Below are 18,266 nucleotides of genomic sequence, written 5' to 3' on the forward strand. Positions count from 1 at the left end.
TTGTTAAGTAGCATCTATGTATTGCGTAAAACTAACGCTTTAGAAGGGTGTTGTACCCGGGGAAATGGTGTTAGGTTGATTATCAAAAATAAACAGAGCTTGACGTAATGGCATTACAAAATATGAATCGCTGGTCTGCCTTATTTGTTATTTGTATCGGTGTTGTATGTGTACTCACAACATGGTTCTCGGCTACAGCCGTTGTTCCGGAGCTTATCAAAGCGTGGGAGTTATCGGCTGGGCAAGCGGCGTGGTTAACGAACGGTGTGCAAATAGGGTTTGTTGTAGGAGCGATCGCGTCATCCTTGGTTAACCTGCCCGATATTATCCGTTTACCAAAGCTGATGGCTTTTTCCGCATTAGGAGCAGCGGTTGCGAACGGCTTGTTGCTATTAGAGCCTTCAATAGAGTTAGCGGTAGGTTTGCGTTTTCTGACGGGCGTTTTTTTGGCAGGGGTATACCCTGCGGCATTAAAGATTATGTCCACATGGTTTACAAAAGGACGAGGGTTAGCTTTGGGGTTTCTCATTGGTGCTTTAACCATTGGCTCGTCTGCGCCTCATTTATTCAGGGCGCTAATTGATGATATTGAGTGGCATTGGGTTGTGGCAGGGTCTTCTGTGGCAACGCTTGTAGGAGCGCTGCTGTTCATAACCGTGGTCAAAGAAGGGCCTAATGCTTTTGGCCGTGCGGTATTTAATCCGCGGCAGTGTTTACAGGTGTTTACGTCAAAGCCCCTGTTGTTGGTCAACCTTGGTTATTTTGGTCATATGTGGGAATTGTATGCTATGTGGGCATGGATTTTGGCCTTTACTAATGCAGCTGCCTCTCAGCTAACTGTTGTGCCTTTTGGGTCTACCTCCATGTTTTGTTTTGTGATTGTCGCGGCAGGTAGCATTGGCTGTGTATTGGGAGGCGTGCTATCGGATAAATTTGGTCGTTGTTTAACTACGATCGGGATGATGTTTGCTTCCGGGGTGTGCGCATTCGCTATTGGTTTTTTCTTTGATGGTCCGGCTTGGCTTTTAGCCGTCATCGCCATTATGTGGGGAGTCACCATTATAGGTGATAGTGCTCAATTTTCGGCGGCGGTTACTGAGCTAGCAGATCATCACTTTGTCGGAACTGCTTTGGCCCTTCAATTAGGAATAGGCTTTGCACTAACGGTGTTAGCTATTTCTTGGATTCCTATTTTTGTTGAATGGATAGGTGGATGGCAATGGGCGTTTTTATTGCTGGTTCCAGGCCCGGTGGTGGGAATTATTGCTATGTCGTTGCTTAGGGCGCACCCTGATGCAGTAAAGCTGGCTGGTGGCGCAAAATAGAGGCTTTCTTTAGGTAGCTAGCGGCCTAGATGGTTGTAATGATTGATCCATAGCGGGGGAGCATACAGATCAACCCTTACGCGCACTTAGGTCGCTAGCGAGGGGAAATTTAATGTGTGTGCTAATCCTCCTTAGGTTTAAAAGTTATAGGTAAGCCCAAGTCGCAGATGCCGTCCTGACTCGGCAAATCGCTCTAGGCCGCTTGTGCTTTGTGTATGATCGCGAGCGGTGTCCCACTGCCAGTAAGTTTTGTCGCTGAGGTTGTAAACTCCCGCATCCATACGCAACGATGGCGTCCATTGGTAATAGCCTGCAAGATCAATCACGCCATATCCCGCTGGCCTAAATGTCGCAGAGTCGCTGACATCGTTTGCAGATTTTCCTTTAGCCGCTGTTACAATTACGGAGCTACCCCATTGTTGATTTGGGTGATCATAATGTAAGCCAAGTACGCCGCTTAACGGTGATACGGAATCGATTGGTTGGCTTTCTCCTGATTCATCGTAAGTGCCCGTTGCATAAGCTAGTGATGCATTTAGGGATAGGCCGCGCAAAGCTTGCTGTGTCATGCCCAGATCCCATTGAGTTTTAAATTCAACCCCTTTGATGACCGCACCTTTCAAGTTGGTTTGTTGGTAAATACCGTAAGGATAACTGGGGTTGCTGTAGTCAATTGTTTCGTCGATGAAGTTTTTGTAGTCATTGTAGAAGGCGACTACTTCGCCAGAAATGCCTGCATGGTTATAACGAAAACCAAATTCGAGACTGTTGCTGCTTTCCGGTTTTAAATTTGAGTTGGCAATAAATTGATAGGCTCCTGTTCGTCCGTAATTGGCAAACAGTTGGTCCATGTCTGGTGTTTTGAAGCCTTGGGCAAACTGTCCAAACACTGTAACAGCGTCAGTTATCGGGTAGTTAACCCCGAGCTTTAGGCTGATTTTTTGGTCGGTATTTGTACCAGGATCTAACTCTACTGGGTTGCTTGCCAGATAGGCTGCATCAGGTTGTGCGTCGACAGTGTAGGCATCATAACGAATACCCGGCGTAACTCTAAGGCCTGAGTCATACCATTCAATTAAATCCTGAGCCCATATCCCAGCGAGTTTACTTTCTGCTCGGGGCATGGAGCGGTTAGTGCCTGACAAGCTGCTTGTACGCTGTTGCTCAAATAAGGTTTGCTCATAACTTAGGCCGTAGCTGACTTGGTGCGCAGTGGTTGAAAAATCGAGATCTTTTTGCAGGCTTAGCTTTAAGTCTCGTGTTGTTTCGTCATAATCCGCATCGTAAACGTAGTCGCCAAAATACGGTGCGCCGGCATTGTAAAATTTCTGTGTTTGGTCGTTTGTTGTTTTCTGCCAATCAACTGTCACGGTCAGCTCATCATAGAAGCGAGTGGCTTTATCATTGGTATACTCGGCTGATAAACGCTGGCGGCGCTCAATATCTAAAAATTGTTCATCTTGGCTGTTTGAGCTAAGTACTTGGGTATCATCATCTGAGCTTAAGTGCTCCGCTGATATCTTTACAGCTTGATGCTCATCCAGTTGATACTTCAGTTTAGCGAGTACACTCTCGTTTTGGGTGTCTTTGGGGTCTGTAGATCGGCGTGCACTACCTTGAGCAGAATCGTCAACTGGTGTTTGTTTTTCGCTGGCGTCTTCGTATGTATAAATCAGCATGCCTTCAAGGCTGTCGTTTCTGCCCGCTAAACTTATTGAGTTGCTCAGACCTTTGTTTGCCCCGTTATAGATAACACGGTACTGACCCGCAGTGCTTTGATTTGCGGTATTACTTGGATTATCTAAAAAATCGCTTGGATCTTTTGTTGTGTAGTACACCAAACCGCCCAGCGCATCGCTACCGAATGAAGCTGATGCGGGGCCAGAGATAACCTCAACTTGTTTAAGCGCGTTGATGTCGATGAGGTTACGGCTGGAATTCAGCGAACTCCAAGATAAGTTCTTGGCTTGTTTTACCCCGTCTACGGCAATCAAGACTCGGTTGCCACTTATGCCTCGTATAGTAATTAAGCCATCACCTTGTGCGCCTCCGCTAACTGAGACTGAAGGGGTGTATCGAAAGATATCGCTGACAGAAGTCGCGTTTTCTGTTGCTAATTGGTCATAGGACAAGCTGGTAATAGCACTGTCGCTCTGTTGGTTCGTTTGGCTAACAGGACTTGCATTAATTATTAATTGATCGAGGAATGTGGCATTAGCTTTGGGTGTCTCGTTTTCTGCTGCATAGCTGGGTAGGCAGAAAATACCTGCCGTCAGCGTAGCAACCCATAGTGAATAGGGTGGTAAAGGTTTCGCAACAATCATCATACAGCTCCTAGTGAATGCGATGCTATTCTAAATACGAATCAATATCATTATCAATAAATTATTTGATTATTTATTTTATGAGTGGCTTTGCATCAGGAGTTAGCGATGTAAAAGAGGCATGGTTTACGGTGAAATAATATTGCAATGATAATGCAAATGAGTATAGTTCTCATTAATAAGTGGTTTTGCTTAATGTGAACATCTCGTTGTTAGATTGAATGCCACTTTTGCATCGTATTTGGAGAGGGTGAGTCATGGGTATGCCAGTAGCTATCTTTCAGGCTGAGGCTGAAATCAGTTCAGTAATCAGTGAATCCTATAAAGCGCTTGTGCAATCAGAGCCCGGTTTGCGAAGACGTGACATCGCTGAACGGTTATCGGTGTCAGAAGCTGAGTTAATAGAGCACTCATGTGGCGTTGGCCGTATACGCTTGAATCAAGCGTTCTCCGATTTGATTTATACGTTGCCTGAGCTGGGCTACATCATGTCATTAACCCGCAATAGCGGCGCGGTGCATGAGCGTAAAGGTATATACGATAACGTTTCCATTAAAGGGTCGATGGGGCTGGTCATCAGTAATGATCGCAAAATTGATTTGCGTATCATTTTATCGCAATGGCATTGTGGCTATGCCGTTTGTGAATTAGTGAAAGGTGTTTATCGCTATAGCCTTCAGTTTTTTGATCGTTATGGCGAGGCTATTCAAAAGATCTACCTGCAACCAGAAAGTAATACCCAAGCTTATTTCGATATCATCCAAGGCTTTAAATCAGAGCAACAAAATACACCTATCGCGCTCGCGTGTAAGTTACCAGCTGAGCCTCCTACACCTGATGATCAAGTTGATGTTGGTCAGCTGCAGGAAGACTGGAGTGCATTAACAGATGTGCATCAGTTTATGCGATTGTTGCGCAAGCATGAAGTAGCGCGAGAGCAGTCACTGCGGCTAGTGGGTGAGTTGTATGCGGTTCCTTTCAAACCTGAGTCTTTAGAAAAAGTACTTGTGCAAGCGGCTAGACAACAAACCCCTATTATGTGTTTTGTGGGTAACGATGGAAATATTCAAATCCACAGCGGTGTTGTGAACAATATTAAGCGAATAGGCCTGTGGCTTAATGTATTGGATAGCGAGTTCAATTTGCACTTGTTAACAACCGAGCTTGTTTCGGGGTGGTTGGTGCGTAAACCGACGCGCGATGGAGTGGTGACCTCGCTGGAGTTTTATGACAAAGCGGGGATATTGCTTGTTCAGTTTTTTGGAGTGCGCCAAGAAGGTATGGCTGAAAATCCGCAATGGCGTCGGCTTGCTGAAAGTGCATTAAGTAACGGTGGCATGTAATGGTTTGTATGCTTAATCGATATTTAGCCACTTTTCTTGTGTGTTTGCACCTGATTGGAACGTCCGCTTTGGCGGATGATTCAGGCCTTCAATCAAGTGAGCCTGAAGTGCCGCAGCGCTTAGTTTCAACAGATGGATCGTTGACTGAAATTGTTTATGCACTGGGTTATGGATCACACTTGGTCGGGGTCGATACCACATCTACTTATCCGCGCGAAGCTAAAGAGCTTCCTCAAATAGGCTATAAACGAGCTTTGTCTGTGGAAGGGGTTATGTCTTTAATGCCGGACATGGTCTTGACGACTGACGATAGCGGGCCAGCGATTGTTATTGATCAGTTGAAACAAGCCGGTATTAAGCTGCAAAACTACAGCGCTGCTCCTGAGCTGGCCAGTGTAAAAGAAAAAATCTTGGGTGTTTCTGAGCAGCTTGGTATTCCAGATCAAGGTAAAGCGCTGTGGGCCCAAGTTTTAACGCAAATAGAGTTGGCAATGAACCGCCCTCTGCCGGAAAAGCCGGCTAAAGTATTATTTGTGCTGAGTTTTAGTGATCGTAGCCCTATGGTGGCAGGCTCCGAAACGGTTGCTCATTTAATGATTAACCTAGCCGGTGGGGTAAATGCAGCGTCCGGCTTTGACGGGTTTAAACCTATTTCTGCTGAAGCTTTAGTCGAGATGGCACCAGATGTGGTGTTGATGATGGAAGGTCGCAACCCTCAGGTTACGTCAGATACTTTATTTTTAAAGCCGGGTTTTAATCAAACGCCAGCGGCTAGCGATCAGCGCTTAATTACAATGGGTGGCATGATGCTGCTGGGGTTAGGTCCGAGAACTGGCTTAGCTATAGATTCGTTGAATAAGGCGTTATATTCCGGTCAGGCTTTAGTGTCCGCAAAGAGTGGGCTGGCAGATGACTAGCTATCAGAAGGCATCAATCTCCACCGGTGTTTCGTTGGCTAAGGGACGTGCTTGGAAGAGTCAGTGCTGGATTATAGTTTTAGCCATTGGTTTAGTCTTTGCATTTGTTATGTCCTTGGCGACGGGTGCCCTTTCTATTCCTTTTGCTGATGTTGTGTCCTTGTTGCTTTCATATTTAGGGTTCGATAACACACCGTCGTTAACCACGGCTCAAGTTATCGAATCTATTCGTTTGCCGCGGGCGGTGTTAGGGCTGTTAGTGGGTTCAGCTCTTGCCGTCAGTGGCGCCACTATACAAGGTGTCTTTCGTAATCCCTTGGCCGATCCTGCATTGATTGGTGTTTCAGGTGGCGCGGCATTAGCTGCGGTCGCTGTCGTTGTTTTTGGCCAGTCTTTTATTGCTTATTTACCCCCTTGGTTACAAAGCTATGCGTTATTGTTTGCTGCATTTATCGGTAGTTTAGTTGTGACCTTGTTAGTAGCACGTATAGCCACTTCGTCATTGGGTATGTCTATATCAACCTTGCTTCTAGCGGGGATTGCGATTGGTATTATTACAATGTCGGGCGTTGGGGTTATTACTTATTTTGCTGATGATACTCAATTACGTACGCTCACTTTCTGGCAAATGGGAAGCTTAGGTGGATCAACGTGGGGCGTTGTCATGGCTGCCGCTAGTTTAATAGTACCTGCTTGTCTGTTGATGATGCGCTACTCCTCGCGTTTAAACGCTATGTTATTAGGTGAGGCTGAGGCTGGCCATTTGGGGGTTGATGTTCAGTCTGTCCGCTTTCATTTGATTTCACTCAGCGCGATGGCCGTTGGAGTGGCAGTCGCGGTATCTGGCATGATCGGATTTGTAGGCCTTGTGATTCCGCATTTAGTTCGCATGACATTGGGACCTGATCATCGTTATTTACTGCCCGCCAGTGCACTAGCTGGAGCGCTATTTCTGTTGGTCGCGGATATGATCGCGCGTACATTTTTAGCCCCAGCTGAAATCCCTATCGGTTTGGTTACTGCCATTATCGGTGGGCCTTTCTTTATTGGTTTGATTATTTATCGAGGCCAACATGGCGCGCTATAACAGATCTGGCCGCGGCCAGATAAGGAATGCTTTATGAAACTGTCGGCTACTCGTATCAACCTCATGGTAGGTACTAAACGTTTACTGTCTGATGTGTCGATTGATGTGCAGCCCGGAAAAATGATAGCGCTAATGGGGCCTAACGGGGCAGGGAAGTCGACTCTGCTCAAGGTACTGGCAGGTGAATATACTGGCTTTTCTGGCGAGCTGTCACTAAACCGAGAACGGTATCATCATTGGAATAGCGCCCAGCGTGCCCGTGTTTTGGGTGTGCTACCACAGCAATCTTCTCTTAACTTTCCGTTTTCCGTTGAAGAAGTCGTGCTGATGGGACGCTTACCTCATTTGACGAGTACGCCGCATAATATGACGGTTGTATCCGACGTGTTAGAGCGTGTTGATTTAACGCATTTGGCTAATCAAGCCTATCCCTCTTTATCCGGTGGTGAGAAGCAGCGTGTGCACTTGGCGCGTGTATTAGCGCAAGTGTGGGAGGACACGGGGCTAGGCCCTCGCTACTTTTTGTTGGATGAGCCTACTTCCGCGTTAGATCTGTGTCATCAGCACCAGGTTCTTCGTCAAGTTAAAGAGCTGACACATCAAGGGGTGGGGGTGCTAGCGGTATTGCATGACCTGAATTTGGCGGCCAGCTATGCCGATGAATTGGTCTTTATGGATCAAGCTAGCGTACAGGCAAAAGGGCGGCCACAAGAGGTATTGCAACCAGCATTATTGAGCAGGATTTATAACACGGTGGTGGATGTTATTCCGCACCCAACGCAAGCAAGGCCGCTGGTTATAGCCAGTTAGCCGACAGGGAGAATGTTATGGCTTTTATCTGTCAGCAACATCGAAAGAAGTATGAAAACTTGGGTGATCAGGATTTGATTAACTATTGGTTTCATTGGATGCAAGGCTCTGAAACGCCTTATCAAAATAAGGAGTGGAAAAACGCGCTCCCTTTTGTTGGAGGTGCGTTTGATCTGGCTACAATGCTAATTAAACGTAACCCTGATGCCCCCTTAATATTGAACTTAATGAGCCTATCCGCCATTTACGCTTCTAACATTTTGCATCACATGGATCGTGAAGAAGAGTCGGATCAAGTCATTTTATACACACAAGAATTATTGCTAGAAGAAAAGCCCGCCACACTGAGTGATTCTAAGTATTTTAAGACATTATGTGACGAGTCAGCTCACAACGACTTTGTTAAATCGCACTTAAACATGCACTTATATCAGCGAGAATATATCAGTGATTCGCTGCACTAGCCGTTGCTATTGAGCGGCGGGGTGAAGAGGCAGTGCTGCGCCCCGATGGGCGCATTTAGAATTATTTCTTTTGCAGTTTATCTTGATGAGCGGCTTTGAACTTAACAACCTTGGGCTCAATGACAACTTGACAGTAGCCTGCATCACTATTGTTGAGGTAATAGTTTTGGTGCTCTTCTTCAGCTGTGTAGAACGCTTCAAATGGTGCTATTTCGGTAACAATATTGTTGCCAAATAGGGGCTGCATTTGGGCGACAACCTGCGTAGCTGATTTTTCTTGCTCGTCGTTGTGAGTAAGTATGATGCTACGGTACTGAGTGCCTTTATCCGCGCCTTGTTGGTTGAGGGTCGTGGGGTCATGGCTGCTCAGGTGAAGCTTAAGTAAGTCTGAGTATGAAATAATCGTGTTATCAAACTCCACTTGTATAACTTCGGCATGGCCTGTTAAACCACTGCAGACTTCACGGTAAGTTGGGTTTTTAACTTGTCCGCCGCTATAACCGCTTTTTATGCTGATAACGCCAGCTAAGTTTTGAAACATGGCTTCAGTACACCAGAAGCAGCCTCCGCCGAATGTGGCTTTCTCTGTTGTGGCTTCTACTTTTTTCAAAGCGACAGCATTTATACAGTAGCGCAGGCCGCTTGGAGCTGGGCCATCAGGGAAAACGTGGCCTAAATGTGCACCGCAGGTATTACAAGTGGTTTCAACGCGCTGCATGCCAAATGAGTTGTCACCGTGATAAGCGACGGCATTAGGTGTATAGGGTTGTACAAAAGAAGGCCATCCGGTGCCTGAGTCGAACTTCTCATTGGAGTCAAACAGTAAAGTGTCACAGCAAATGCAGGCGTAAAGCCCCGGTTCAAATAGGTTGCACATACCGGAACTAAAAGCGGCTTCAGTGCCTTGTTGTCGGGTGACTCGGTAGGCTTCTGGCGATAACTCTGCTTGCCACTGCTCATCGGTTTTAGTTACGCAGCGATCAGCAGTCGGGTTGCCTTGTTTTGTAAAGCGTTTGATATCTAACCATGTCAACATGACGTTTTAGTTCCTCAATACATTCTCTATATAGTATCTATACGACAAGAGGGGGGGAAGGGATGTTCCGTGTTTAATGAAAGCCTTTTTTTTAACAATCACTTAACAAGGATGTCTATGTAGAAAATTATTAGTTGACATCGTCTGTGTGTAGGATAGAATGATCGCAGCTAGAAAGTAAGCCTGTAGTTTAAAATCTCCATTACGTCGATTCTTTTGGTTCCACGTCCTGTAGTTTCTAAGTCTTAGTCTATATTTTTTTGGCTGACCCGCCTCATAGGGGGCGCCCATAAATTATTTTTTATCAGGATTTTAAAATGTCTAATACTGTTACTGGCACTGTTAAGTGGTTCAACGAATCTAAAGGTTTTGGCTTTATCGAGCAAGAATCTGGTCCAGACGTTTTCGCTCACTTCAGCGCTATCGTAAGCAACGGTTTCAAAACTCTTGCTGAAGGCCAAAAAGTACAGTTCACTGTTACTACTGGTCAAAAAGGCCCGCAAGCTGAGAACATCGTAGCACTATAATTAGTGATATGATTAGCAGGTCTGCTTTGTAGACGCTGCTTAAAGCATAGAAAGCAAATCTTCGGATTTGCTTTTTTTTTGCCTTTTTAAAAATAATTCCGAGCAAGGGGTGAAAATCGAGTAACCATCTTAAATAATTGCATGCAAAGGGTGCAGTTTTGGCTTTCATTGTCGCTTTTAAACCCAGTAAGCTTGCGTCATGCCAATTCTGTAGTAAAATTAGCCAAAATGTACTCTGCTTGATTTAGATCAGTACTTTTTGGATAGATATTGACCAATTTATCTAACGACCGGACACGCAATTGAAACTACTTTCAGAAACATTGCCCTGCAAAGAACAGTTATTTGAAAGGATGTTATCCAAGTCATTGGTAACAAGGATGCGTTATGTCTGTATGTTTACACTGTTATTGCTAGCTGCATATTACATGCTATACCTGTGTGGTGTTTTGTACGAGCCTACAGGTTTGGTTTTACTCTTAAGTGATGAGGTTTCGTTCTACGCCTTGTGCTTATCCGCGTTTATTCTCAATATCTTTTTGCTTCGTCGTTGGTTTGTACTACCTGACGACGAGCCTAACCCTTATTTTCTCGTGTCTTTCGTTGAGCTGCTTCCAGCAGCCACTGTGCCTGAAGTTAAAGATGTAGTTCAGGCTGCTCACGGATGTCGCGCTCCCCCTATTTCGGCATAACACGGACGATTTGCTTAATCACGGCTCTTTCTAGTGCTGTGTGAAGTGATGAGTGTGTGTGTGTCAAAATCTGCCGGTCTTCCGGTATTCGGGCTACTGTTCTTTATGAACTGGTAGTGATGTAAACCTCAGGGTTAGAGGATGAATCTTTGTTAACTCGTATCCTAAGTAAAATTACTTTGGCCATCATAACAGTAAGTCTACTTGCTGGGTGTCAGGGTGGTGTTCTTGATCCTAAAGGACAAGTGGGCATAGAAGAGAAGCAATTAATTATTGTTGCTACGCTTCTTATGTTGCTTGTTGTTATTCCTGTGATCGTTTTGACGTTGTATTTCGCTTGGAAATACCGCGAAGGGCGTGATGAAATCTATGAACCAAAATGGTCTCACTCTACTAAGATCGAGGCTGTTTGTTGGGGTGTTCCTATTGTAATTGTCATCATTCTTGGTGTTATTACATGGAAGTCAACGCATGCGTTAGACCCCTATAAGCCGCTAGATCATGAAAAAGATCACATCACAGTAGAAGTGCTGTCTATGAACTGGAAATGGTTGTTCATTTATCCAGAGCAGGGCATTGCGACAGTGAATGAGTTGGCTTTCCCAGCTAACGTTCCGGTTGAGTTCAAGATTTCTTCTGAAGGCACGATGAACTCGTTCTTCATTCCTCAGTTGGGTAGTCAAATTTACTCAATGGCTGGCATGGTGACCAAGTTGCACTTGATTGCTAACGAGCCGGGCACGTTTGACGGAATTTCTGCCAACTACAGTGGTGCTGGCTTTACTGGTATGAAGTTTGATGCCATTGCTACACCAACTGAAGCGGACTTCGATGCTTGGGTTGAGAAAGTTAGGGCATCTGGTAAGTCGTTAACGCAAGAAAGCTATGACGAACTGGCTAAGCCAACTGAATATCACCCTGTTGAGTATTTCGGCACAGTTAAGCCGGGTATTTTCAACGACAACGTTATGAAGTTCATGAAAGATCACGGTCAGATTGAGCTGTTCAATGACTCTGAAGGTGTGAGTCATGGTACGCATAACACTCAAGAAGCGCATACGGAGGCTGATAAATAATGTCTTTTCTAGGCAAAATCTCTATGGATGCGATTCCACACGATCCAATTGTAATCACTACACTGATTGTAGTGGGTATTGTTGGTATTGTGATCGCGTACCTAGTTATTCGTAACAACTTGCTCGGCGTTCTATGGCGCGATTGGTTAACGTCTGTTGACCATAAGCGCTTGGGTATCATGTATATCGTGCTTGCTTTTGTCATGCTGATTCGCGGCTTCGCAGATGCGATTATGATGCGTACGCAATTGGCGCTAGCAACCAATGGCGACCCAGGCTACTTGCCGCCACATCACTATGACCAGATCTTTACTGCTCACGGCGTCATTATGATCATCTTTATGGCAATGCCATTCATGATTGGTCTTATGAACATCGTGCTGCCATTGCAGATTGGTGCTCGTGATGTTGCTTTCCCGTTCTTGAATAACCTAAGTTTTTGGCTTGCGGTTTCGGGTGCGGTTTTGGTTAATATTTCACTCGGTTTGGGTGAGTTTGCTAAAACAGGCTGGGTTGCTTATCCGCCTCTGGCCGGGTTGGAGTTTAGTCCCGGAGTTGGTGTCGACTACTACATCTGGGCGCTTCAGATATCGGGTATAGGGACAACATTAACGGCAGTTAACTTCTTGGTAACTGTTTTTAAAATGCGTGCTCCTGGTATGAAGCTAATGGATATGCCGATCTTTACGTGGACCTGTACGTGGGCCAATATTTTGATCGCTGCTTCTTTCCCTATTCTAACCGCTGTGTTGGCTATGCTGACGCTTGATCGTTATCTAGATTTCCACTTCTTCACGAATGATGCGGGTGGTAACTCTATGATGTACATCAACTTGTTCTGGGCATGGGGTCACCCTGAGGTATACATTCTTGTATTACCAGCGTTTGGTATTTTCTCTGAAATTATCTCTACCTTTACAGGTAAGCGCTTGTTCGGTTACAAGTCCATGGTATGGGCAACGGCTTCTATCGCTGTTCTTGGTTTCATTGTTTGGTTGCACCACTTCTTTACGATGGGGTCCAGCGCAAACGTGAATGCTTTCTTCGGCATAATGACAATGATCATTGCTGTACCAACGGGCGTTAAGTTATTTAACTGGTTGTTTACTATGTACCGTGGTCGTTTGCGCATCACTGTACCCGTATTGTGGACGCTTGGTTTCATGGTGACTTTCACTGTGGGCGGTATGACTGGGGTGCTTCTAGCAGTGCCAGGCGCCGACTACGTTCTGCATAACAGCTTGTTCTTGATTGCTCACTTTCATAACACCATTATCGGTGGCGCTGTATTTGGCTATTTGGCTGGTTTCGCGTTCTGGTTCCCGAAAGCTATGGGCTTCCATTTGAATGAGAAGTTAGGTCGAGTGTCTTTCTGGTGCTGGTTGGTTGGTTTCTTTATGGCGTTCATGCCGTTGTACGTACTCGGATTCTTGGGTATGACGCGTCGTCTGAACCATACGGATAACCCGGATTGGAACATTTGGTTGTATATCGCTGCTGGTGGTGCTGCCATCATCCTTGTGGGCATCGTTGCACAATTTGTGCAGTTGTACGTGAGCTTCCGTGATCGTGAGCAAAACCTCGATAAAACGGGCGACCCTTGGAATGGTCACACTTTAGAGTGGTCAACAGCTTCTCCTCCGCAGTTCTATAACTTTGCTGAGCTTCCAAAAGTTTCTGACATTGATGCCTTTACAGATATGAAAGAAAAAGGTGAGGCGTATCAGCGAAAAGCGATATATGCACCGATTCATATGCCTAAAAATACTATGGCAGGCATTGTGATTGGTGGCTTTATTACCGCTTTCGGTTTTGCGATGATTTGGCATATTTGGTGGTTAGCTATCGCAGGCTTAGTGGGCTCTTTTGTAGCTTTCGTTATGCGTGCATACACCAAAGATGTGGATTACTACGTACAGCCAGACGAGGTTGCTCGTGTTGAAAATGAGTTTCTAGACAACGCGGCTAAGGGGTAATCATGAGCACTACACATATGAATACGCACGACGCTCACGCTGCTGGAGCGCATGAAGAACACCACGATACGGGTGGAAACACTGTATTTGGTTTCTGGATCTATTTGATGACGGACTGCTTGTTGTTCGCATCTATTTTCGCTACCTATGCTGTGCTCTTTATGAACACAGCGGGTGGTGTTTCCGGTAAAGACATCTTTGAGTTGGACTTTGTTCTTGCTGAGACGGCGGCGCTACTTATTTCAAGTATCACTTACGGCTTTGCAATGATTTGTGCATTCAAGAAAAACCGTAAAGGCACCTTGTCTTGGTTGCTAGTTACGTTTGCATTGGGCGCTATCTTCATTGCGATGGAAATCTATGAATTCCATCATTTGATTGTTAATGGTCACGGTCCAGGCAGCAGTGCCTTCTTGTCAGCCTTCTTTACCTTGGTAGGTACTCACGGCTTACACGTTACTGCTGGTTTGATCTGGATGTTTATCATGATGATCGAAGTTGCAAAAACTGGTTTAACAAACCGTTCTATTACGCGTCTTAGCTGCTTGAGCTTGTTCTGGCACTTCTTAGACGTAGTTTGGATCTGTGTTTTCACCGTAGTTTATCTGATGGGGGCGGTATAAATGAGCGATCATTCTTCTGACGCGCACTCTCACGGTAGTGTTAAGTCGTATATCACAGGATTTATCTTATCCGTTATTTTGACGGGTATTCCATTCTGGATGGTGATGACTGGCACCTTTGACAAGCTAACAACAATTGTTGTGATTGTGATTTTAGCTGTTGTTCAGATTGTGGTTCACTTGAAGTATTTCCTTCATCTGAATTTTGGTTCTGAACAGGGTAAGTTAGATGCTTATTCCTTTTTGTTTGCTGCATTAATTATTGTGATGGTTGTAGGGTTGTCCATTTGGATTATCTATGCTTCCAACGCGATGATGATGCACAACTGAGATAGCAGCGTGAACACTTGCGGAACGTTAAAAGCCGCATCTAAGGAGGTCTGTAAGGATGTTTAAGCGTTATCTTCAGGTAACAAAGCCGGGCATCATTATGGGCAACCTTATCTCTGTTGCGGGGGGCTTCTTTTTAGCCTCCCGTGGCGAGATAGATTGGATGTTGATGCTAGCGACAGTGATAGGTTTATCATTAGTGGTTGCTTCTGGTTGTGCCATTAACAACTACATTGATAGAGATATTGATGCAAAAATGCAGCGCACTCGCAATCGTGTAACAGTAACAGGGGAAATGTCAGGTAAGGCTGCATTTGCTCACGGTATTGTGCTCGGCATTGTTGGTTTTGGTTTGTTAGCTTACTTTACTAACCCTGTGGCTCTGTTTTTTGGTGCTTTTGGTTATGTAGTTTATGTTGGCTTGTATACCTTATATTTCAAGCGTAAGTCAGTCTATGGCACGTTTGTTGGCAGCTTGTCAGGAGCTGTACCTCCGGTTGTGGGGTACTGTGCTGCGGCAGGTCAATTTGATACAGGGGCCGCTATCTTATTAGTGATGTTTTGTATTTGGCAGATGCCGCATTCGTATGCCATTGCCATTTTTCGCTATAAAGACTACGAAGCGGCGAATATTCCTGTGTTGCCCGTAGCAGAGGGCTTGTCTAAAGCGAAGCGTCATATCGTACTTCACATCGCTGCCTTTGCTATTGTTGCCGCTTTGCTTCCGTTAACCGGGTATGTTGGTATCGGGTTTATGGTGGTGGCTCTGGCTACTAGCTTGTGGTGGTTGGCCATGGCTTTGCGAGGCTACCGTACAGGGATCGATATTAATGGTTGGGCGCGGCAAGTATTTGTGTTCTCTATCATTACGATTACGGCACTCAGCGTGACAATGGCGTTGGACTTTCGTGTTGTTTCTTCCGATTGGCTAGTGTTTGCTGGTTTGTAATCCTATTGGGTGAACTGCCCAGTATGTGATAGTTTCTGATCAGCTTTTGTCGTTGGCAAAAGCTGATTCTTTCCCTCATGTTTTTTCCTTCCAGTTTCTACTGCTTTTCGTGTTGCTTTTTTTATCCAATCTTCAAATGGACAGTGGTAAGATGTATTAAAATCAGCGGAGGCTGGTCAGTGCTTTTCCACCGTAGTACTGGATCTGACATGGAAGGAAGTAATTGTATGAGTACCTTGTCCGAACAAAATCAGTCATCAGTCCTTGATGGCGGAGTGTCTGTTGAGCTTCGAAATGGTTTTGCTCAATACCCCTATCCCAAGATACCGTTATCTCCTATTTTAAGTGAGAAGGCTTTTAGTCGAGATAGTGCTACTCGGCAGGTAGATTCTATTTTGTCAGTGCCTAACAAGCGCTTGGTGACCAGTGGTCGGGCGGCCATTGCTATAGCGCTTGAAGATGCTGGAGTTGTTGCGGGTGACGAAGTGTTGGTTCCAGCTTTCCATTGTGAGTCTATGATTTCCCCGGTTCATTGGCGTCAGGCGAGCCCTATTTTCTATCGGATATTGCCTGACGCTCAAGTGGATCTGGCCGATTTGGAAAGTAAGCTTTCAGCAAAAACCAAAGCGGTGTTAGTGACACATTATTTTGGCGTACTCCAAGATTTAGCACCTATTCGTGCGATGTGCGATCTTCATGGCTTGGTGTTGGTTGAAGATTGTGCGCATGCTTTTTTTGGTCGTCGAAATGGTTCGCCTGCAGGTGCCGTTGGAGATTATGCGATTGCTAGCAGCATGAAGTTTTTTCCAAACTTTGATGGCGGTGTGTTGGCGTCAGCTAGCAGAGATTTGTCTAATATCTCGTTGAAGCCACATGCTAAGTCATTCCAGTTACAAAGCTTTTTTAATATCACGGAAAAAGCGATTGGTTATAAACGCTTCGGTCTCTTGGGGCGCGCTGCTAATTTAGCAATATTGGGCAAAGAAGTATTATGGAAGAGTGCTAAACGGTTAATGAGTCCAAATCGTAAACAGCAGTTTGCACCCCCTTCGTCATCAGAGGGGGGCTTCGGTTTAGAAAGCCAATGGATTCATAAGGTGATGTCGAGCGCGTCTAAAAAGGTTATTGAATACGCAAACTTTGAGCAAATAATTGCAGCAAGGCAAAGTCATTATGCGATTATTGATGCCCGTTTACGTAAGCTGCCCGGAGCTAGGCCTTTTTATAAAGTGCTGCCCGAAGGGACTGTTCCTTTAGTTTACCCTCTCTATGTAGAAAACCTACCTGAGGTTTTCCATCACATGAAAATGGCGGGTGTACCGATTTGGCGATTTGGTGAATTGCTTGACCCAGCAATTACCTCTGAAGTTTGCGCTAATAGTGTTGAGTTGTCCGAACATGTTATTCAGTTTCCCTGTCATCAGTCGTTACGGTTGTCAGAAATCGAGTGGATGTTAGATCAAATTGAGTTGTCTTTTTCGTTGTATCAAAACAAATAACGCTGATTAAGTTCTGTTAGTCTTGTTACTCATCATGGAACGGTGATATGCCAAATCAAACCTTTTCACTTTATTTGGATGTAGTTCGGTTTTTGGCGGCGGTGCTAGTGCTGTTATATCACTCTAACTGGCGTGAATTAATTACTGATCAAGTGCCTTTGGGTGGTTACGGCCATTCTGCTGTTATTATCTTTTTTGTGCTCTCTGGCTTTGTTATTGCGTACGTGAGTGATGTCAAAGAGGCTGATGCCAAAAGTTATGCAGTGAATAGGTTATCTCGTATTTACTCGGTAGCTATTCCAGTGTTGTTAATGACGCCGCTTTTGGATGTCTGGGGCGAGTCTATAAATCCTGTGTTCTATGAGGATAAAACAACACATGATCTGTGGTATGTACGCATTTTTTCAAGCCTTTTGTTTTTGAACGAAGTTTGGTTCGTTTCCATTATGAGTTTTTCTAACGTCCCATACTGGTCATTATGTTATGAGGTTTGGTATTACGTTATTTATGCGGCTTATATATTCATGAGAGGTTGGAAACGTTGGGTTGCTATCGTGAGTATAGCGCTTCTTCTAGGGCCAAAAATTTTATTGCTCTTTCCATTATGGTTAGTAGGTGTCGCTATTTATAAATGGCAGATAACATACAACCTAAGTGTATTTAAAGCATGTGTTTTGTGGTTGATGAGTTTTGTCGCTTTTTATGGTTTCCATGAGTATGGAGTGCAATATGCTCTGGCCGATTTATTAAAAGCATGGGGAGGGGACTATCTCTATGAGCAGCTTACTTTCTCCAAATATTTTTTGAGTGATTACCTGCTAGTTCCCATCATTGCTATTAATTTTATTGCGTTTCGCCGTCTTTCTGGGCTGTGTCCTCATATGCCGCAAGCGGTGAGTCAGTGTATACGTTATGTATCGGGCTTTACTTTTATATTGTATCTCTCGCATCAACCGCTCTTGCAGTTTTATGGCGCCGTGATTAATGGGAACCCAGACTCATCGCGCTTTTATTTAACAGTGATAGGGCTCGTAATAATCACTGTATTTGCATTGGGCTTTTTAACAGAGCGACGTAAGCGAACATGGAAGCGGTTCTTTGATTTATTGTTGAGTTGGAAGGGGCGAACTCGGTCATTAAATACCTAATGGACTTGTGTGTAATGGTGTAAATACCTTGCATTGACTATTTTTATGGGAGCATGTTTTGAGTGATTGTTTTTAAAAGTCTACTTGAAAGGTTGGCTTTATGTTATAAACTCAGATACTTAGGTACTATGTGTTCACCT

At 44.9% G+C, this 18,266-nt stretch carries 17 protein-coding genes; 15 read left to right on the plus strand and 2 right to left on the minus strand.

Going from position 1 to position 18,266, the window contains the following annotated elements; genetic code table 11:
* The first annotated feature begins 107 nt into the window (after positions 1-107).
* The gene (locus BS617_RS05260) at positions 108-1,325 is read left to right on the plus strand and encodes an MFS transporter (protein WP_075171834.1); all 1,218 of its coding nucleotides are present in this window, start codon (positions 108-110) and stop codon (positions 1,323-1,325) included.
* A 137-nt stretch (positions 1,326-1,462) separates the two neighbouring features.
* Here BS617_RS05260 and BS617_RS05265 read toward each other — a convergent pair whose 3' ends face one another.
* Entirely contained in the window at positions 1,463-3,652 is a 2,190-nt protein-coding gene (locus BS617_RS05265; RefSeq protein ID WP_083609934.1) for a TonB-dependent hemoglobin/transferrin/lactoferrin family receptor, read from the minus strand.
* 254 nt (positions 3,653-3,906) lie between these two features.
* On the opposite strand from BS617_RS05265, the gene BS617_RS05270 reads away from it, so the two are divergent.
* The 5 genes from BS617_RS05270 to BS617_RS05290 are packed head-to-tail and all read left to right on the plus strand — an operon-like array spanning position 3,907 to position 8,270.
* Positions 3,907-4,992: a hemin-degrading factor gene (locus tag BS617_RS05270; protein WP_083609935.1), complete on the plus strand. Its 1,086-nt coding sequence runs from the start codon at positions 3,907-3,909 to the stop codon at positions 4,990-4,992.
* 8 nt (positions 4,993-5,000) lie between these two features.
* Positions 5,001-5,909: a heme/hemin ABC transporter substrate-binding protein gene (locus tag BS617_RS05275; protein ID WP_075173439.1), complete on the plus strand. Its 909-nt coding sequence runs from the start codon at positions 5,001-5,003 to the stop codon at positions 5,907-5,909.
* Positions 5,902-6,996 carry a FecCD family ABC transporter permease gene (locus BS617_RS05280; RefSeq protein WP_075171836.1) on the plus strand — a complete coding sequence of 365 codons (1,095 nt, stop codon included), beginning with the start codon at positions 5,902-5,904 and terminating at the stop codon, positions 6,994-6,996. The genes BS617_RS05275 and BS617_RS05280 overlap by 8 nt, the downstream gene beginning before the upstream one ends.
* Positions 6,997-7,029: 33 nt before the next feature.
* Positions 7,030-7,806 carry a heme ABC transporter ATP-binding protein gene (locus BS617_RS05285; protein ID WP_075171837.1) on the plus strand — a complete coding sequence of 259 codons (777 nt, stop codon included), beginning with the start codon at positions 7,030-7,032 and terminating at the stop codon, positions 7,804-7,806.
* A 17-nt stretch (positions 7,807-7,823) separates the two neighbouring features.
* Entirely contained in the window at positions 7,824-8,270 is a 447-nt protein-coding gene (locus tag BS617_RS05290) for a hypothetical protein (protein ID WP_075171838.1), read from the plus strand.
* Between the two features lie 61 nt (positions 8,271-8,331).
* Here BS617_RS05290 and msrA read toward each other — a convergent pair whose 3' ends face one another.
* The gene (gene msrA, locus BS617_RS18550) at positions 8,332-9,306 is read right to left on the minus strand and encodes a peptide-methionine (S)-S-oxide reductase MsrA (RefSeq protein ID WP_075171839.1); all 975 of its coding nucleotides are present in this window, start codon (positions 9,304-9,306) and stop codon (positions 8,332-8,334) included.
* 317 nt (positions 9,307-9,623) lie between these two features.
* Here msrA and BS617_RS05300 point away from each other — a divergent pair, with 317 nt between their 5' ends.
* The 9 genes from BS617_RS05300 to BS617_RS05340 all read left to right on the plus strand — a co-directional run bounded on the left by BS617_RS05300 (position 9,624) and on the right by BS617_RS05340 (position 18,126).
* Positions 9,624-9,833 carry a cold-shock protein gene (locus tag BS617_RS05300; protein WP_075171840.1) on the plus strand — a complete coding sequence of 70 codons (210 nt, stop codon included), beginning with the start codon at positions 9,624-9,626 and terminating at the stop codon, positions 9,831-9,833.
* Between the two features lie 395 nt (positions 9,834-10,228).
* Positions 10,229-10,525, plus strand: a complete 297-nt coding sequence (locus BS617_RS05305; RefSeq protein WP_075171841.1) for a hypothetical protein — start codon at positions 10,229-10,231, stop codon at positions 10,523-10,525.
* 149 nt (positions 10,526-10,674) lie between these two features.
* Positions 10,675-11,601 carry a ubiquinol oxidase subunit II gene (gene cyoA / locus BS617_RS05310; RefSeq protein ID WP_083609937.1) on the plus strand — a complete coding sequence of 309 codons (927 nt, stop codon included), beginning with the start codon at positions 10,675-10,677 and terminating at the stop codon, positions 11,599-11,601.
* Positions 11,601-13,577, plus strand: a complete 1,977-nt coding sequence (gene cyoB, locus BS617_RS05315) for a cytochrome o ubiquinol oxidase subunit I (RefSeq protein ID WP_075171842.1) — start codon at positions 11,601-11,603, stop codon at positions 13,575-13,577. The genes cyoA and cyoB overlap by 1 nt, the downstream gene beginning before the upstream one ends.
* 2 nt (positions 13,578-13,579) lie before the next feature.
* Complete coding sequence (gene cyoC / locus BS617_RS05320; protein WP_075171843.1) at positions 13,580-14,200, plus strand: cytochrome o ubiquinol oxidase subunit III; 621 nt, start codon at positions 13,580-13,582, stop codon at positions 14,198-14,200.
* Positions 14,201-14,530, plus strand: a complete 330-nt coding sequence (cyoD, locus tag BS617_RS05325; protein WP_075171844.1) for a cytochrome o ubiquinol oxidase subunit IV — start codon at positions 14,201-14,203, stop codon at positions 14,528-14,530.
* 58 nt (positions 14,531-14,588) lie between these two features.
* On the plus strand, positions 14,589-15,479 hold the full coding sequence (gene cyoE / locus BS617_RS05330) for a heme o synthase (RefSeq protein WP_075171845.1): 891 nt from the start codon (positions 14,589-14,591) through the stop codon (positions 15,477-15,479).
* Between the two features lie 227 nt (positions 15,480-15,706).
* Entirely contained in the window at positions 15,707-16,978 is a 1,272-nt protein-coding gene (locus BS617_RS05335) for an aminotransferase class I/II-fold pyridoxal phosphate-dependent enzyme (RefSeq protein WP_170870319.1), read from the plus strand.
* Positions 16,979-17,025: 47 nt separating this feature from the next.
* Positions 17,026-18,126, plus strand: coding sequence for an acyltransferase family protein (locus BS617_RS05340; RefSeq protein ID WP_075171846.1), 1,101 nt, complete (start codon positions 17,026-17,028; stop codon positions 18,124-18,126).
* The last annotated feature ends 140 nt before the right edge of the window (positions 18,127-18,266 follow it).

Origin of the sequence: Neptunomonas phycophila, from assembly GCF_001922575.1 — a bacterium.
Classification (GTDB): Bacteria; Pseudomonadota; Gammaproteobacteria; order Pseudomonadales; family Balneatricaceae; genus Neptunomonas; species Neptunomonas phycophila.

What these genes read in the sequence shown, in the direction of transcription:
- BS617_RS05280 (WP_075171836.1), top strand. Translation starts at nt 5,902, where the DNA reads ATGACTAGCTATCAGAAGGCATCAATCTCCACCGGTGTTTCGTTGGCT.
- BS617_RS05305 (WP_075171841.1), top strand. Translation starts at nt 10,229, where the DNA reads ATGTTTACACTGTTATTGCTAGCTGCATATTACATGCTATACCTGTGT.
- BS617_RS05340 (WP_075171846.1), top strand. Translation starts at nt 17,026, where the DNA reads ATGCCAAATCAAACCTTTTCACTTTATTTGGATGTAGTTCGGTTTTTG.
- BS617_RS05300 (WP_075171840.1), top strand. Translation starts at nt 9,624, where the DNA reads ATGTCTAATACTGTTACTGGCACTGTTAAGTGGTTCAACGAATCTAAA.
- BS617_RS05275 (WP_075173439.1), top strand. Translation starts at nt 5,001, where the DNA reads ATGCTTAATCGATATTTAGCCACTTTTCTTGTGTGTTTGCACCTGATT.
- BS617_RS05265 (WP_083609934.1), bottom strand. Translation starts at nt 3,652, where the DNA reads ATGATGATTGTTGCGAAACCTTTACCACCCTATTCACTATGGGTTGCT.
- cyoE (WP_075171845.1), top strand. Translation starts at nt 14,589, where the DNA reads ATGTTTAAGCGTTATCTTCAGGTAACAAAGCCGGGCATCATTATGGGC.
- BS617_RS05290 (WP_075171838.1), top strand. Translation starts at nt 7,824, where the DNA reads ATGGCTTTTATCTGTCAGCAACATCGAAAGAAGTATGAAAACTTGGGT.
- BS617_RS05270 (WP_083609935.1), top strand. Translation starts at nt 3,907, where the DNA reads ATGGGTATGCCAGTAGCTATCTTTCAGGCTGAGGCTGAAATCAGTTCA.
- BS617_RS05285 (WP_075171837.1), top strand. Translation starts at nt 7,030, where the DNA reads ATGAAACTGTCGGCTACTCGTATCAACCTCATGGTAGGTACTAAACGT.
- cyoB (WP_075171842.1), top strand. Translation starts at nt 11,601, where the DNA reads ATGTCTTTTCTAGGCAAAATCTCTATGGATGCGATTCCACACGATCCA.
- cyoD (WP_075171844.1), top strand. Translation starts at nt 14,201, where the DNA reads ATGAGCGATCATTCTTCTGACGCGCACTCTCACGGTAGTGTTAAGTCG.
- BS617_RS05260 (WP_075171834.1), top strand. Translation starts at nt 108, where the DNA reads ATGGCATTACAAAATATGAATCGCTGGTCTGCCTTATTTGTTATTTGT.
- msrA (WP_075171839.1), bottom strand. Translation starts at nt 9,306, where the DNA reads ATGTTGACATGGTTAGATATCAAACGCTTTACAAAACAAGGCAACCCG.
- BS617_RS05335 (WP_170870319.1), top strand. Translation starts at nt 15,707, where the DNA reads ATGAGTACCTTGTCCGAACAAAATCAGTCATCAGTCCTTGATGGCGGA.
- cyoC (WP_075171843.1), top strand. Translation starts at nt 13,580, where the DNA reads ATGAGCACTACACATATGAATACGCACGACGCTCACGCTGCTGGAGCG.